9 protein-coding genes are annotated in these 15165 nt (G+C 51.1%); all 9 read right to left on the bottom strand.

Annotated elements, in window-relative coordinates; genetic code table 11:
• Positions 1-140 precede the first annotated feature (140 nt).
• Entirely contained in the window at positions 141-1319 is a 1179-nt protein-coding gene (locus tag LKK83_RS03460) for an ABC transporter ATP-binding protein (protein ID WP_324629455.1), read from the bottom strand.
• Positions 1320-1382: 63 nt separating this feature from the next.
• Positions 1383-2303: a carbohydrate ABC transporter permease gene (locus LKK83_RS03455; RefSeq protein WP_324629453.1), complete on the bottom strand. Its 921-nt coding sequence runs from the start codon at positions 2301-2303 to the stop codon at positions 1383-1385.
• Positions 2304-2477: 174 nt separating this feature from the next.
• A complete protein-coding gene (locus tag LKK83_RS03450) occupies positions 2478-3383 on the bottom strand; it encodes a carbohydrate ABC transporter permease (protein WP_324629451.1) in 906 nt (301 codons plus the stop codon).
• A gap of 54 nt (positions 3384-3437) precedes the next feature.
• Entirely contained in the window at positions 3438-4787 is a 1350-nt protein-coding gene (locus LKK83_RS03445) for an ABC transporter substrate-binding protein (RefSeq protein ID WP_324629450.1), read from the bottom strand.
• Between the two features lie 233 nt (positions 4788-5020).
• Complete coding sequence (locus LKK83_RS03440) at positions 5021-6109, bottom strand: ABC transporter ATP-binding protein (RefSeq protein ID WP_324629449.1); 1089 nt, start codon at positions 6107-6109, stop codon at positions 5021-5023.
• A gap of 109 nt (positions 6110-6218) precedes the next feature.
• Positions 6219-7094: a carbohydrate ABC transporter permease gene (locus LKK83_RS03435; RefSeq protein ID WP_324629448.1), complete on the bottom strand. Its 876-nt coding sequence runs from the start codon at positions 7092-7094 to the stop codon at positions 6219-6221.
• A gap of 54 nt (positions 7095-7148) precedes the next feature.
• Complete coding sequence (locus tag LKK83_RS03430) at positions 7149-8057, bottom strand: carbohydrate ABC transporter permease (protein WP_324629447.1); 909 nt, start codon at positions 8055-8057, stop codon at positions 7149-7151.
• Positions 8058-8156: 99 nt separating this feature from the next.
• A complete protein-coding gene (locus LKK83_RS03425; RefSeq protein WP_324629446.1) occupies positions 8157-9473 on the bottom strand; it encodes an ABC transporter substrate-binding protein in 1317 nt (438 codons plus the stop codon).
• 300 nt (positions 9474-9773) lie between these two features.
• A complete protein-coding gene (locus LKK83_RS03420; protein ID WP_324629445.1) occupies positions 9774-14399 on the bottom strand; it encodes a PAS domain S-box protein in 4626 nt (1541 codons plus the stop codon).
• Positions 14400-15165: the final 766 nt, after the last annotated feature.

The raw sequence follows: 15165 nt of genomic DNA, 5'->3' as shown, positions 1-15165 counted from the left end.
CCCACGCCTCATAGCTCAAGCCGGTTAGAAACCGGCTGAAAACGTTATCACAGAAGCATTTCAGTCGGTTTCAGGCGTTTCTACGGGAATAGTTTATCGCACAAATAAGCCAGAGAGGCGATCGCCTGTAGGATATGCGCTTAATTTGCGATCGCCATTCCTTTGCGGTCGAATAAATACAGCTTAGTGGTATCTACGGCTAAAGCGAGTTGAGAGGAGTGGTGAAGTTCGCGATAAGACCCGAGGCGGGCGATCGCGATAGAAGAATTTTCCTCTAAATTATTTTCCAATGCTTCGGTGGGGTCTCCTTTATCTTCGATTTCAATTTTAGACACGGGAGATTTGAAATAGATTATCATTTCATGGCCGAGGGCTTCTACGGTATTTACCTCCACGTCAATTTTGCGGTTTTCGGGGGTATTGCTGTCGGCGAGGAAAAAGGCTTCCGGACGCAATCCGGCGATAATGGGTTTATTCACATAGCGCTTGATTTCCGAGTAGCGATCGGCGATTTCTGGGGCGATCGCTAATTGTTTATCCCCATAGGCGATCGTGAAGGTGCCATCTTCTTCGCGGCGCAACTGAGTGTGAAAAATATTCATAGCGGGAGACCCGATAAACCCCGCCACAAACACATTAGCGGGATAGTCGTATAAATCTTGTGGGGGTGCGACTTGTTGGAGTTCTCCCGCCCGCATCACCGCCACGCGATCGCCCATTGTCATTGCTTCCACTTGGTCGTGAGTTACATACACCGTAGTGGTAGCCATGCGGCGCTGCAAATCGGCAATTTGCGTTCTAATTTGCACGCGCATTTTTGCATCCAAATTCGATAGGGGTTCGTCCATTAAAAACACCGAAGGGTCGCGGACAATTGCCCGTCCCATCGCCACCCGCTGGCGCTGTCCCCCGGACATTTGCTTCGGTCTGTTATCTAGCAACTGGGTCAAACCCAACTTTTCTGCAGCATCTTTTACCCGCTGATTTCTTTCTTCCTTCGACACCTTCCGCATCCGCAATGGAAAATCGAGATTTTGCCGCACTGTCATGTGCGGATAAAGAGCATAATTCTGAAACACCATTGCAATATTGCGCTCTTGCGGACTTTGATTGTTCACCACTTCATCGCCGATAATCAGCTTTCCGGCGCTAATCTCTTCCAATCCCGCTAGCATTCGCAGCGCCGTGGACTTACCGCATCCCGAAGGGCCGACAAACACCATAAACTCGCCATCAGCGATACTCAAGCAAAGGTCTTTCATGGCGGTAAAGCCATTCGAGTAAACCTTGTAAACATGTTGAAATTCTACTTTTGCCATTGTTCCGATAGACTTAAATTTCGAGAAAAAAACACCGATTCATCTTGACAATACAACCCAATATTATCCTTTAATCCCCGAAGAGGCCACCCCTTGGACGAACCATTTTTGGAAGATTAAGAACACCACCAAAATCGGAGCTACCATCATCACGCCAAAGGCCATAATATCGCCCCATTGCAAGGGAGGTAAGGTTTGGAATTGGGCGATCGCCACTGGGAGAGGGCGGACTTTTTCGCCAAACGTAATCATCGTCGGCCACAAAAACGAACCCCACTGAGTCAAAAAGGTAATAATCGCCACCGAAGCAAACACCGGTTTAGAAATCGGCACAATAATTTCAAAAAAAGTTCGCAGCGGACTCGCCCCATCCACGCGCGCCGCTTCTTCCAATTCTTTGGGCAAATCGATAAAAAAGGTATAAAACAAATACACCGCAAACGCATTAGCAATAAACGGCATAATTTGGGCAACGTAGGTATTGCGCCATCCGAGTAACGTCACTTGAAAAAATAGCGGCACTGCAATAGCTTCAAAGGGAATAATCATCAAAGCGATAATCCCGGCAAATATCAGATTTCGCCCGCGCCACTGCAACCGGGCGAAGGCATACGCCGCCATCGAATTCACCAGCAACCCCACCAGAACGATGCTGCCGGTAATAAAAATCGAATTAAAGAAAAAGCGGATAAAATTCACCCGGTCGAATACATCCTCGTAGTTCTGCAGGGAGGGATTATCCGGGAAAAACGCTTTCAGCGAACCGGCTTCTAACAAAACCTGGTTATCCGGTTTAAGACTCCCGATAATCATAAACAGAATGGGAGAAACAAACAGCAACGACAAAATGGTGAGGACGATATAGCTAATCGCAATGCCAATCCGTTGCCGTTTTTGGGTTTGGGTGAGCAGTTCTTCTTCCGGTTGGTGGGCGACCTTTTCACCCAATTCGGGATTTTCTTTGGGAGTTCCTGGAAGGGTCATAAACAAATCATCCTTAATGAGGGTTTATGGAATTTGGAGGGTGGGCAGGCACGAGAACAAATGCGCAATATCGGCACTTCTGAAAGTAGCTTTGCCCACCCTACCCTCTGCAATTATTTTTGCATGATAACATAGATAACACCTGGCTAGATATCGCAGATTTGGCGAGGGAATTTACTCGATCGCCCGTTCTTCTTTAATCAGGGTACGTTGGAGGATAGTAATAGCCAAGACGATGAGGAAAAAGACCACAGTCATCGCTGCACCTTTGGCCATTTTTTGTTGTTCAAATGCGGCGGTAACTGCCTCATACATCACCGTGGTGGTTGCATCGAGGGGACCGCCTTGGGTCATAATTTCGATTTGGTCGTACAGGCGAAACGCGAGAATCGAAGTCACCAACATGACGAAGATTAAGGTGTTTCGCAGTTGGGGCAAAGTCACATGGATAAATTGGTTCCATTTATTGCTACCGTCAATTGCGGCAGCTTCGTACAAATCGCTGGGAATCGATTGCAATCCGGCTAAAAGAATCACCATTTGAAAGCCAACCCCTTGCCACATAGAAAGGAGCATAATGGACGGTAAGGCGAGATAGGGGTCGCGCAGAAAATCTCTCGGTTCCCAGAGTCCAAAGGTGATAAATTCCATAAAAGAATTCATCATGCCATTCGAACCGGGGGCGTAGATTAAAATCCAAATTACCGATACCAGGGCCATCGGAAAGACCACTGGCATGAAGAACAGTGTGCGAAATGCGGCCATTCCGCGCAGGGGACGGTTGAGCAGCATGGCCAATCCGAGGGCGATCGCGGTTTGCAAGGGCACCACCACGATCGCGAATATGGCATTGTTCAGCAAGGCGCGACGGAAGGAAGGGTCGCTAAAAATGCGCCGATACTGTTCGATGCCGATAAATTCGGTGGGTAAGGGAGATCCCAGTCGCAGGTTGGAAAAGGACAGGATCGCCGCTAGGGCAAAAGGCAGGGCAACAAACAGGAACAAACCCAGCAGTGCCGGTGCTGCCATTGTCAGTGCCGTGCGCGTATCATCTCTTTTTATAGTTTGCGGGTCACTCATCAGCTCGGATACTATGGTTAACGGTAAGTGTGAAGAAACAAGGGGAGAACCGAGTTAAAAACTCACGTTCGGATACCCTTGATTGTCCTCGATATCGATATTGATTTCCAGGGCGGCGCGATCGAGGGCTGTTTGTACCGCCAAACCGTTGCGGATGTTGTTAAACGCTTCCTGGAATGCGGAGGTAATCACCGGATAGCCGGGGGTTTGCGGACGGGGGACGGTTTTATCGGTTAGCAGTTGTGCGGAAAACAGGCGCAACGGTCCGCCTTCGCGATACAATGGGGATTGGGCGATCGCGGTTTTGGTGGCCGGCACTGCACCATTGGCATTGCTCATCGCCAGCACTTCATCCGGTTGCAGCAAAAAGTCCAAAAATGCCATCGCCCCTTCCGGGTTATCGCTGTTGGCGGTAATGCCCCAATTCCAAGACCCCTGGGCGCTTTTCGAGCCTTCCCCAAAGTTCGGCAGGGGCAAGACGACCAAATCCTCGCCTAGCTCTTCGGCATATCCCGGATATACCCAGTGCCCCACCCAAGAGAGGGCCACTCGTCCGGTGGGAAAGGCGGCGTCATCTACATTGGGGTCTACATAGTCTTGTTCCATCCAAGATTGCAACTGTTCCATCGCCGCTACTGACTGCGAACCGTTGAGGACGCCGGTGGCGGTTTGGTAGTCGGTGCGATCGATGAGTCCGCCCCCCGCCGATCGCAAAATGGGCATGAAGGCATAGGTAAACCACTCGCCGGAATAGTTGAGCTTCAGGTCTAGCACTTGCCCGTCCGGGTCTTGTGCCGCCAATGCAGCCAGCACTTCGTTGAATTCTGCCGCCGTCCAGGCGTCGGCGTTGCCGGTGGGAATGCGAACCCCGGCAGCTTCTAACATGCTGCGCCGTCCGTACATGCCCAGTCCGGAGTCGAAGGTACCCACGGAATACAGGCGATCGTTATACCTGCCCTGCTGGATAATCGAAGGCAGCAGATCCGCACGGAGTTCTGGCGAAATCAGCTCGTCAATGGGAATCAAGTTTTGCTGCCATACGTAATTATAAATAAACGGGCCGTCAAATTCTAGCACGTCGGGCAAATCCCCCGACAGGGCGGCGGCTTGCACTTGTGCGTTGTAGGAACCTTCAGGCAAAAAAGTCAGCTCTACATCCACCGCATCTTGGGCGGCGTTAAATCGCTTCACTTGTGCCTGTAGGGTTTGGCGTTCGGCATCTTGTCCGGCGTGCGCCCACACTTGCAGGGTACCCGGATCCGTGCCCTCCCTCACGCATCCCCCCAGCAGGGTGAGGCACAAGATGCAGAATGAGAGAATCCAATGCCAAGGCTTCAACTTCATGGTGTTTTGTCGGTAATTATCGTCGCGCGTTCCTTGCGGATTTGCTATTTCAATTTTCATCTATTTTAGGCCATTGAGAAGGGTGAGTTTAAAAAACTCGCAATAACTTGAGAATTTTTAACATTTGACCGGATAAATTGTTAAGTTTAATCAAGTTTTATTGCAAGATACTTTAACGCCAGGGAAAAAGTGCTATAATAGGAGATTGTGAACGCGATCGCCCCGAGGAAAGCGCCGAAACCACCGAAGGAAATACTAGCAGTGGAAGGGGCGATCGCGCCGGGAACTCCACTTCATTGGCGCAGGCGATCGCCCGTTTCTAAATCGAACCAGTGCAGCAAATCCCCAGGTAATGCCAGGGTCACATCTTCGCCGCCCCAATCTTCATCCGCAGAGAGCAGCGCCCGCAGGGTAATCCCCGACTCCGATTGATTTTCGCTGCCTTTCACCCGCACGCTGAGCAAATTTTGCATGCCTAAATTTTCCACCAAAAACACCCGCCCTTCCAGGGTAAATTCATCCCCCTCGCGCGGTAGGCGAACGTGTTCCGGACGGATACCTACCACAATTTTATCGGGGGTAGAAAGTCCCTCGGGTAACGGCAACTCGAGGGCACCTAACTTTGCGCGATGATTGTCGCAGGGAAGTTCTAATAAATTCATCTGCGGACTACCCACAAAAGAGGCCACAAAGCGGTTCGCTGGCGTCTGATAAAGGCGCTGCGGCGGGTCGAGTTGTTGTAGCTTGCCTTCATACAAAACCGCCACCTTGGTCGAAAGGGTCATCGCTTCTACTTGGTCGTGAGTGACGTAAACAACCGGCGCTTTTTGCTGTTCGAAAAGCTGCTTGATGTCCGCCCGCACTCGTTCGCGCAATAAGGCATCTAAATTACTCAGCGGTTCATCGAGCAAAAACACATCCGGTTGACGAACTAACGCGCGTCCCAGGGCCACCCGCTGACGCTGACCTCCGGAGAGTTGACCGGGTTTTCGGTTCAGCAAATCGTCACTGAGATCCAGAAGTTTCTGGGATTCGGCGACCCGCTTTTTGATTTCCTCTTCTTCAAAGTTGCGAAGTTTGAGCGAGGAGGACATATTTTCATAAACCGTCATGTGCGGATAGAGGGCATAACTTTGAAAGACCATTGAAACATTGCGATCGCCTGGTTTTAAATGGGTCACGTCGCGATCGCCAATATAGATGTGCCCGTGAGTCGGCGGTTCTAATCCCGCAATTAACCGCAGCGCCGTGGATTTCCCGCATCCCGAAGGACCGAGCAAAGTGAGAAATTCATCATCATTGACCGAAATGCTAACATCGTTAATCGGAATCACCGTTTTGCTGTAAGTTTTGTTGAGATTTTTTAGTTCCAATTTTGCCATTATCTTCTCCGATAAAATATGTTAAAAATTCCCTAACTCAGGGTGGAGGTTCATGCACAGAGCTGCTCCAACGCGGGCTATTTTTGTGTGAAATAGACCGGAAAGCATATTATCCTTTCACCGCACCTGCGGTCAATCCTTGGACGATTTTGCGCTGGAAGAAAAGCACCAGAACGATTAACGGTAACGTGCCCAAAATCGTCGCCGCCGCCAGAGGACCGTAGGGGGTTTCAAATTGCGTCGCCCCACTAATTTGCGACACGGCCACCGGGATAGTTTTCATAGTTTCTTCCGTGATAAACGTCAGAGCAAACAAGAATTCATTCCAGGCAAAAATAAACGCCAAAATTCCCGTAGTCACCAGGGCGGGAACCGTGAGCGGCAGAACAATTTTGAGCAGGATTTGCCAAGTTTTGTAACCATCTACCTTGGCCATATCTTCCAAATCCGTGGGCAGTTGTTTAAAAAAGCTTCGCAATACCAAAATGGTCAGCGGTAAATTCTTGGCGGTGTAAGGTACGATGAGGGCGAGATAATTATTCCCCAATCCGAGAGTTTTGATAGTTTCTAACAATCCCAAAAACAGCAGGATGTAAGGAAATAACGTCACCACCAAAACGCCAATCAGGATAATTCTTTCTCCCGGAAGCTTTAAGCGGGTTAACGCATAAGCGGCAGGTGCGCCAATTCCCAAACAGAGCACCGTAGAACTAATAGAAACAAAAGCGCTATTGAACAGATACCAGAGAAACGGACGCCGAATGAATAATTGTTGGTAATGGCCCAAGGTATATCGAGTGGGGAAATAGACATTCGGAATGGTTTCAATATCCTCATTCACTTTAAAGGAAGTCAGTAATTGCCAAAGCACTGGGCCGAGGCAATAGGCGACAATTAGAAAAATCGCGCCATAGAGGATGATTTTTCCCCAGGAAATCCCGACTTGGGGGGCAGATTTGTCAGAGGTTTGGGTTGCTTGACTCATGGAATTGATGAGAGAGAATGGTTGGCGTGAATTGTCCAGTGTTATGGGTTAGGTTTATTTGAGAATTTCGGAACGGGCGGGAGATTTAGAGAGCAAATAGCCGGCGATCGCCACAGCGGTAATTAACAGCAAAAAAGTGACGACTACCAACGCCGCACCATAGCCAAAATCCAGGTAACGCATGACGGTTGAATAAATATAAAGCGCCACCATTTCCGTTGCCCCTCCCGGACCGCCGCCGGTCATTACTTTGACCAGGGCAAACACTCCGAAAGCTTGGGCAAAGCGAAATAATACCGCAATTAAAATATGCGGCGTTAGCAGGGGTAATGTGATTTGGGTAAAACTTTTCCAAGGACTAGCACCATCGATTTTATGAGCTTCATAAAGGTCAGGAGAAATTGACTGCAACCCCGCCAACAGCAAAATACTGATAAACGGGGTAGTTTTCCACACATCTGCTGCAATAACGGCAATCATTGCTAAGGTGGGATTGCCCAACCAATTGATTTTCTCGGAAATCAATCCGGAACGAATTAAGAGGTCGTTCAATACACCATAGCGATCGTTAAAAATCCAAGCCCAAGCTAACGCCATAATTGAAGTAGGCAATGCCCAAGGCAGAATCGCGATCGTCCGCACTGCATTGCGTCCTTTAAAGGTTTCGTTGAGCACCAAAGCCACACCCAATCCGAGGATGAGTTCTATGCCCACGGAAATGCTGGTAAAAAGGGTTGTATTCCACAGACTCGCCCAAAATCTACCATCTCCTAACATGCGGCTGTAATTTTCCAATCCCGAGAACACCGGTTCGAGGTTCGTGGCGAGATTGCGGGTAAATACACTTAACCAAAATGCTCGTCCGATGGGGTAAGCAAAGACGAGTAGCAACACGAGCAATGCGGGAGTGACGAGAATCCATCCCGTGAGTAAATCCTGGGCGCGAATGGTTTTTACTTTCATAAGCTTCTGGTTTGAGCGTGAGAGTTACAGGTTGTAAGTATCCGGCGGCGAACAGCAGGTTCGGGGGAAGGTTTTTTGCGGCAAAAATCCCCGAAAACATTAGGAAGTGCCGAGGACTCTGCGGGTTTCTGCGGCTGCTTTTTTCATCGCCGCTTCCGGGGTTTTGCTGCCCGTCAGCGCCGCAGTGAGATAGCGCTGCAAAATATCGGAGACTTGGGCGTATTGCGGAATCGGGGGACGCAAAACCGCGTTATCGATCGCCTGGAGTAGTTTGGGGTAATAGCTATATTTGTCCACCACTTCCGGATCCCTAAACAGCGATCGCCGGGAGGGAATGTAGCTATAATCGAGGATATACTGTTTCTGACTGTCCCGACTGGTAAAAAAGTCGATAAATTTCCAAGCTTCTTCCGAATGTTTGGAAGTTTTGGCAATTCCCAAACCCCAACCGCCTTGGGCCGCACCACTACTTTCCCCCGGGGCGTGAACCATTGCTTTTAAACCGACTTTCCCTTGAATGGGAGAACTCGGTTTATTCGCCTCTGCCCATACGTAAGGCCAATTTCTTAAAAACACCGATTCGCCATTGAGGAAAAAGCGCAAACTTTCCGATTCCGTGTAAGTCGTCACCCCCGAGGGCGTAATTCCCGATTCGATCGCATGTCGCAAAAATTCCACCGCCGCGATCGCTTCGGGTTTATCCAGTCCCACCGCTTTCGTTTCTGGGTCGATCCAAACGCCCCCATATCCTTCCAAAACTTCCACAAACATTGCAGAAAGTCCTTCGTATTGCTTCCCTTGCCAAAGATATCCCCAGTTCGATTCCGTGCTTTGCTGCAATTCTTGGGCAATGATTTGCAGGCGATCGAAATTTTCCGGAGGTTCGTATCCGCCTTGCTTTAATAAGTCGCTGCGGTAATAAAGCACACCCACATCCGACCGAAAGGGAATCCGATATAACCCGCCTTTATAGCGTCCCGCTTCGATATCTTTCTCTAAAAAATCCTGCAATTCGCTTGGCGCAATTTTGCCCGAGAGATCCTGCAACCATCCCGCCGCCGCAAATTTAGGCACCCAAATGATATCCATGTACACTAAATCGTAGGGAGATTTCCCCAACAAAAAAGCGGTGCTGTAGAGGTTTTCCACCAGGTTGCTATCCGTCGGACCTTCCACCACTTCAATCTCGATTTGCGGATTTTTTTCCTCGAATTCTTCCACCAGGGAGGACCATTCTTTGGCTTCTAAGGCATTAACCAGCACTTTTAACGTGGTGGTTTCTTGAGTCAATCCAGGAATTCCCCAGAGGAGATGCAGGCCCAATATTATTACCAGAGTCATCAATCCGAGGAGAAGAGAACGGGAATATCGATAGAGGAATTTCGGCCATTTTATTGCCTGACGGTCGTTTTTCATGGGACAATTGTTCGCGAAGGGTTGGCGATGGGCTAAACTTGATTTATGGTGGGGAGGCGGAGCCTCGGGAATAGAGTCGGGTGAGTTGGCTTCCTAGCTTTAGATAGTCATGGGAAAGCCAGTGGGCAATGTTCACTCCACAGCTAGACGAATCGAAGGAGTCGATCGCAGAACCAGGGTGTTTTGCACTCAGATTGCCTGATGGCGATAGTTAAAGAATAGCAGAAGCCAATCGCGCTTGTGAAGGGTGATTTGGCGACGAACTTTTTAGAAAAAATCGCATCTATCAAAAGGCAGAAATTACCGCAATTTCCGCTTGCGGGCAGCGAGTTGTTGCACCTGGGCAATTAAATCATCCGGTTGGATGGGTTTAGACGCATGTTTGTGAAATCCAGCGTCTAGGGAGTGGGTGCGATCGCTATCTCTAGCATAAGCGGTTAGGGCCAGGGCGGGGAGTTCGTGCCCGTCAGTTGCGTTATTTCGCACGTGACGGATCAGAGAATAGCCATCTTGTTCTGGCATACCGATATCGCTAATTAGCACATCGGGAGTCTGAGCCTCGATCGCGGCGATCGCCTCAGTGGCGGAAGGCACCGCCGTAACCGTTGCGCCCGCTATCTGCAACACCGTGGCCAGAAATTCCAGGGTATCCGGTTCATCATCCACCACCAACACCTGCAAACCCTCCAAAGAGAGAGTAGAAGGGGAAGTTACGGGAGATGTTGGGGAGATAGACTCCTCCTCCAGTTGCGGGAGCAAAACGGTAAAAGTCGTACCTTTGCCCTCACCGGCACTGTCGGCGCGGACGCGACCCCCGTGCAATTCCACCAAATGACGCACGATCGCCAAACCCAGCCCCAGTCCGCCGTGCGATCGCGTGGTGGTACTATCCGCTTGACGAAAGCGATCGAACACAAACGGTAAAAACGCCGGTTGGATGCCCGCCCCCGGATCGATGACCTGAAGTTTGGCATAAGCGCCCGATCGCTGCAGTCGCACTTTCACGCTTTGTTCCTCGGGAGTAAACTTAATCGCATTCGAGAGCAAATTCCAAATCACCTGCTGCAAGCGATTGAAATCCCCCGACACCACCCCCACGACCGGAGCGATCGCCGTTTTAATCTGAATCTGTTTCGCCTCCGCCGCCGGACGAACCGCTTCAATCGCCGCATCGATCGCCTGTGACAAAGCAACGGGCTGCAAGCACAAAGATACCTTGCCCCGCAGGATGCGCGACACATCGAGCAAATCCTCAATGAGCTGGGTTTGCGCCCGGGCATTGCGTTCGATGGTTTCCAAGGCGCGATCGGTGGTCGCTTCATCAAACTTGCGCGCCCGCAGCAGTTGCGCCCAACCCAGCATGGCATTCAGCGGCGTCCTCAACTCGTGAGAAACAATCGCTAAAAACTCGTCTTTCATCCGGTTAGCTTCCTGAGAGGCGCGATATAGCCTCGCATTGTCTACCGCCAAAGCAGCGCGGCGCGCCAGTTCTTCAGCCAGCATCAAATCCTTCTGGTCATAGCGACGACCCGACTCCCCGGTGACAAAGCAAATGCCGCCCAGGGTGCGCCCGCGCGCCACCAGGGGCACGATCGCGCAAGAGTTGCAGCCCACCTGCTGGAGAATTTCCAGATGGTGGCGATCGTGACTCACCTCGGATAACCACCCCTCAGACATCTCTGGCTGGAGGATGGACTTTCCGCTATCGATGACTTGGGCGATCGGATCCGATCGCCCGATATCCAGGGGATAGCGGGAATCCAGTTCGCGTAACATCTCTTCTTTGGCCGGATCGATATGTGCCATTCCCAGACGCCGGATTTCTCCCCCGTCTTCCAGGATATAAATCATGCAATAATCGGCCATTTGGGGAACCGCCAAATTAGCCAAGCTTTTCAGAGTCGTGGGATAATCCAGAGAAGACGCCAGCACGGAAGAAGCTTCAGCCAGGAAGGATTGTGCTTGTTCCGTGCGATAGCGGTCGGTAATATCCCGTCCCACTCCAACCACGCCGATCGTTTTCCCCTCCGCATCTCGCAAAGGCGAGAGAGACGTCTGACAATGTTGCTCCCCGATCGCGCTCTTAAAACTCCATTCATATACCACATGTTCCCCATTCAGAGCTTTTTGCGTCGCGGCTTCGTGAATGCCCGCCGCCGATTCGCCGAGGATTTCCCGTGCGGTTTTATTCAAAAACACCTCCGGCGAAACTTGGGTTCGTTCCAGCCAGTTGCCGAAAACCGCCGTATGTCTTCCCTGGCGATCCAAGGTAAACACGATATCATCCATCGAGTTAACCAAGGTGCGGAACCGCTCCTCACTGTGGCGCAGCGCTTCTTGCGCTTGCTTGCGATCGCGGATATCCGCCACAATGCACAAACAACTCAACTTATCGTTGGCATCGTGCAACGCCGCCGTCCAAAGCGCCACATCAATCGGGCGACCCTGGTTGTTCTGATATTGAGTCTCGAACCCCATCAAGGGGTTTCCCGCCAGGGTAGCGCAAATTTGGGCGCGCAATTCCTCAATTCCATCGGGAGCGATGCCCGGAAATCGGCGATCGAGTACCTCTGCTTCGCCCCAGCCAAAGATGCTTTGTGCGCCCTCGTTCCAAATTTTCACATGCCCCTCAACGTCAAGTACCATCATCGCCAAGGGGCAGGCTTGAATCAGTGCCGTTAAAGTTTGGTTCGTTTCTCGCAAGGCTGCCTCTGCTTGTTTCAGTTCGGTCAAATCGCGACTGATGCAAATCGCGTAGGATATAGAATTATCTAATGCTCGTTCCGGAACCAAGCGAGACTGATAGTGTCGCGTTCCATGCACCGTGGGTAAGTCATTTTCCACAATGCACTCTCGCCCGGTTTCCATCACTTGGCGGATGCGCTTTTGCCACAAAGCGTCAATCTCGGGGGGAAATCCTAAATCGGAAAAGGTGTGGCCGATGAATCGTTCCGGGGGAATTCCCGTGGCGGTTTCGATCGCCGGATTGATATACGTGTAGCGTCCTTCTCGGTCCATGCGGGCGATGATATCCGGCGCATTGTCCGCCAGGGCGGTAAATTCCTGCTCGCGACGGTACAGTTCGGCAACGATTTGCTTGCGTTCGGTGATATCCATGCATACTCCTATCAGGCGATCGCTTTGCTTGCTTTTATCCGGTAAGCGTTTGCCGATGCTCGCCACCCAGCTCACTTCCCCGTTGGGTTTCACCACCCGAAATTCGATATCGAAGTCTGCACCGCGTTCCATCGTGGCGATCGCCGCTTGGTTGAAGCGGGGGCGATCGTCGGGATGGACGATTTTAATCAAGCTATTGTAAGTGCCGCCAAATGTACCCGGTTCTAACCCCAACAGGCGATCGACAATCTCGGAATGGGCAATGGTTCCCGTGGCAATATCCCAATCCCACATCCCCATCTGCGCTGCTTCCAAGGCTAATCGCAGTCGTTCCTCGCCTTCGGCGATCGCGGCGCGGGCACAGGAGCGCTCGCTCACATCCAGCACGAAGCTAATCGCCAAATTCGTATAGTCTTCTAAGGGAGTTCTCCCCATCAACACCGGAACCCGCTGACCCTGGGCGTGAATCAATTCCACTTCGTAGGGGGTGCAATGTGTCTGTGAGAGATTGTCTTGCATCGTGCCAGCCACGCGATCGCTGTCAGGCGGAATCAGTTGCGTCCAGCTCACTTTCCCCCGCCGCAAGTCTTCGCGACTGTATCCCACAATTTGTAAAAAGGCATCGTTGGCTTCGGTGATGTGGTCTTGACCATCTCCAAACGCCAGTCCGAGCAAATTGGAGTCAAATAAATGGCGGAACCTTGCTTGGCTCACTTGCAAGGCTTGTTGGGCATATTTATTGTCCGTAATATCCATACAAACGCCGATGTGCCGGCTCGATGTGCCTCCTTCATCGGGCAGCACTTGTCCTTTGCTCATCACCCAGCGGATTTCCCCATTAGGTTGAATGATGCGAAATTCGATTTCGTAGTTAGTCTGGCGTTCGATCGCCTCCCCTACCGTGCGGATGAAGCGATCGCGATCCTCGGGATGAATGTCTTGCACGAACTCCTCATAGGTGCCCTCAAAGCTGCCCGTTTTCGCGCCAAAAATCCGATCCACCACCGGCGATCGGGTGACTTTTGCGCTCGTTAAATCCCACTCCCAGATGCCCATATTCGCCGCATCGAAAGCGAGTTGACGTCTTTGCTCGCTCTGGCGCAAATTTTCTGCCGCTTGCTTTTCCTCGGTGATATCTTCAATCAGTGCCACGAAGCCCTTGACGTTTCCGCGTCTGCCAAAATCTGGCACGTAGGTGGCGCGAACCGTCCGGGATCCGCCTTCTGGTGGAGATACCTGGGTTTCGTAGCTGACATGCTGCCCGGATAATGCAGCGTTCACCTGGGGTTGAATTCGCTGATAGCTGCGATCGCCGAGAATTTCTTGCAAGTGCCGATCGCGAATCTCGCCGGGGGCGGATGGAAACCATTCCCGGTAGGTTTGATTGCAAAAGCAATAGCGCTGTTGCGGATCCACGTAACAGATAGCCAGGGGAACCGCATCGACGATCGCCTGCATTCTGTGTGTTTGGTTTTGCTCCTCCCCTCGCGATCGCCCCTGTTGCGCTTGCATTTCCCCGATTTCCCACGCGATCCACCCCAATGCGACAATGGCGATCGCTTCCCCCACTCCAAACCCGGCTAGCGGATCGAAACCATAGTGAAGGGCAAAACCGGCCAAAACAGTAGCCAGCCATCCCGCACCGGTGCCGCCATACCGGGCACTCACCGCCACGGCGACAAAAAAGAGTATGGAAGCACTCGGTTGTGCAGGCGATAGCAACCACTGCGACAGCAGCAGGGCGATCGCCACTGTCACCACCGCAATGCTGTAGCGCCACAGATCGGTCCGTTTAAAAGTTAACCCCATACTCGCCTCTGTTCAGCTAAATTCTCGACTAAACCCATCTTTGCTGGTTCTGCGCTTGCTGGATGCAGCATCCCGTTAGGGCGCGGTGGTTGCGGTTGTCTTCACACCGGCGATCGCACCCCTTTTCCTGACCGCAAGCGGGTGGTTTCTCCGTTCGGCGGCGCAATGATTTTCCCCCTTATGAGGAATATCGAGAGGTGTTTTAATCCGATTTAAGTCTTTGGTTTTCATCTTGTGTTTTCGGGTAGTATTAAAAAATTGGGAGGAGCGCGATCGGCGTTTCCCTTCGGGCAACCATTGCTTGCCTGACTTGGATCGCGATCGCCGTTTAGGCTCTCGTCTTTCTGGATAACAGGAGTGAGATGCCCCAATCTACTGCTTGAGAAAGATATATTTCTTTAGACAGACAAAAACAGCAATGATTTAGTTCCCATCTCAATTATTATCTCATTGTCCTGTGTCAGTCATCTGTCGCCAGAGGGGTTGACAAACCCTGTTGCGTTTGATAAAATCCCACGCATAAAAATTTTCTGAATCGATTGCTCGCTCAGCAGGTTCCTCGGTTCACTCCAGGAACCAGTGCCCGAAAGTTAGTCAAGGGAGAATAAAGAGAATTTGGGTTAACAAGAGCGCGACAACTACCCAAATTCGCGGAAATTACTTGGAAAAAAAAGGGAGATTGCCAACCGTTTTGATACTCCCCGCGCTGAAGACGCGGGGATTCTTAAGCAGTCCAAAACTGAACTCTTAAAGGCATTATCAAAGT

It is taken from the genome of Phormidium sp. CCY1219, assembly GCF_035615515.1.
Lineage (GTDB): Bacteria > Cyanobacteriota > Cyanobacteriia > Cyanobacteriales > Laspinemataceae > CCY1219.
This window is presented reverse-complemented; position numbering and strand designations above follow the sequence as displayed.

What these genes read in the sequence shown, in the direction of transcription:
- LKK83_RS03460 (WP_324629455.1), bottom strand. Translation starts at nt 1,319, where the DNA reads ATGGCAAAAGTAGAATTTCAACATGTTTACAAGGTTTACTCGAATGGC.
- LKK83_RS03455 (WP_324629453.1), bottom strand. Translation starts at nt 2,303, where the DNA reads ATGACCCTTCCAGGAACTCCCAAAGAAAATCCCGAATTGGGTGAAAAG.
- LKK83_RS03450 (WP_324629451.1), bottom strand. Translation starts at nt 3,383, where the DNA reads ATGAGTGACCCGCAAACTATAAAAAGAGATGATACGCGCACGGCACTG.
- LKK83_RS03445 (WP_324629450.1), bottom strand. Translation starts at nt 4,787, where the DNA reads ATGAAAATTGAAATAGCAAATCCGCAAGGAACGCGCGACGATAATTAC.
- LKK83_RS03440 (WP_324629449.1), bottom strand. Translation starts at nt 6,109, where the DNA reads ATGGCAAAATTGGAACTAAAAAATCTCAACAAAACTTACAGCAAAACG.
- LKK83_RS03435 (WP_324629448.1), bottom strand. Translation starts at nt 7,094, where the DNA reads ATGAGTCAAGCAACCCAAACCTCTGACAAATCTGCCCCCCAAGTCGGG.
- LKK83_RS03430 (WP_324629447.1), bottom strand. Translation starts at nt 8,057, where the DNA reads ATGAAAGTAAAAACCATTCGCGCCCAGGATTTACTCACGGGATGGATT.
- LKK83_RS03425 (WP_324629446.1), bottom strand. Translation starts at nt 9,473, where the DNA reads ATGAAAAACGACCGTCAGGCAATAAAATGGCCGAAATTCCTCTATCGA.
- LKK83_RS03420 (WP_324629445.1), bottom strand. Translation starts at nt 14,399, where the DNA reads ATGGGGTTAACTTTTAAACGGACCGATCTGTGGCGCTACAGCATTGCG.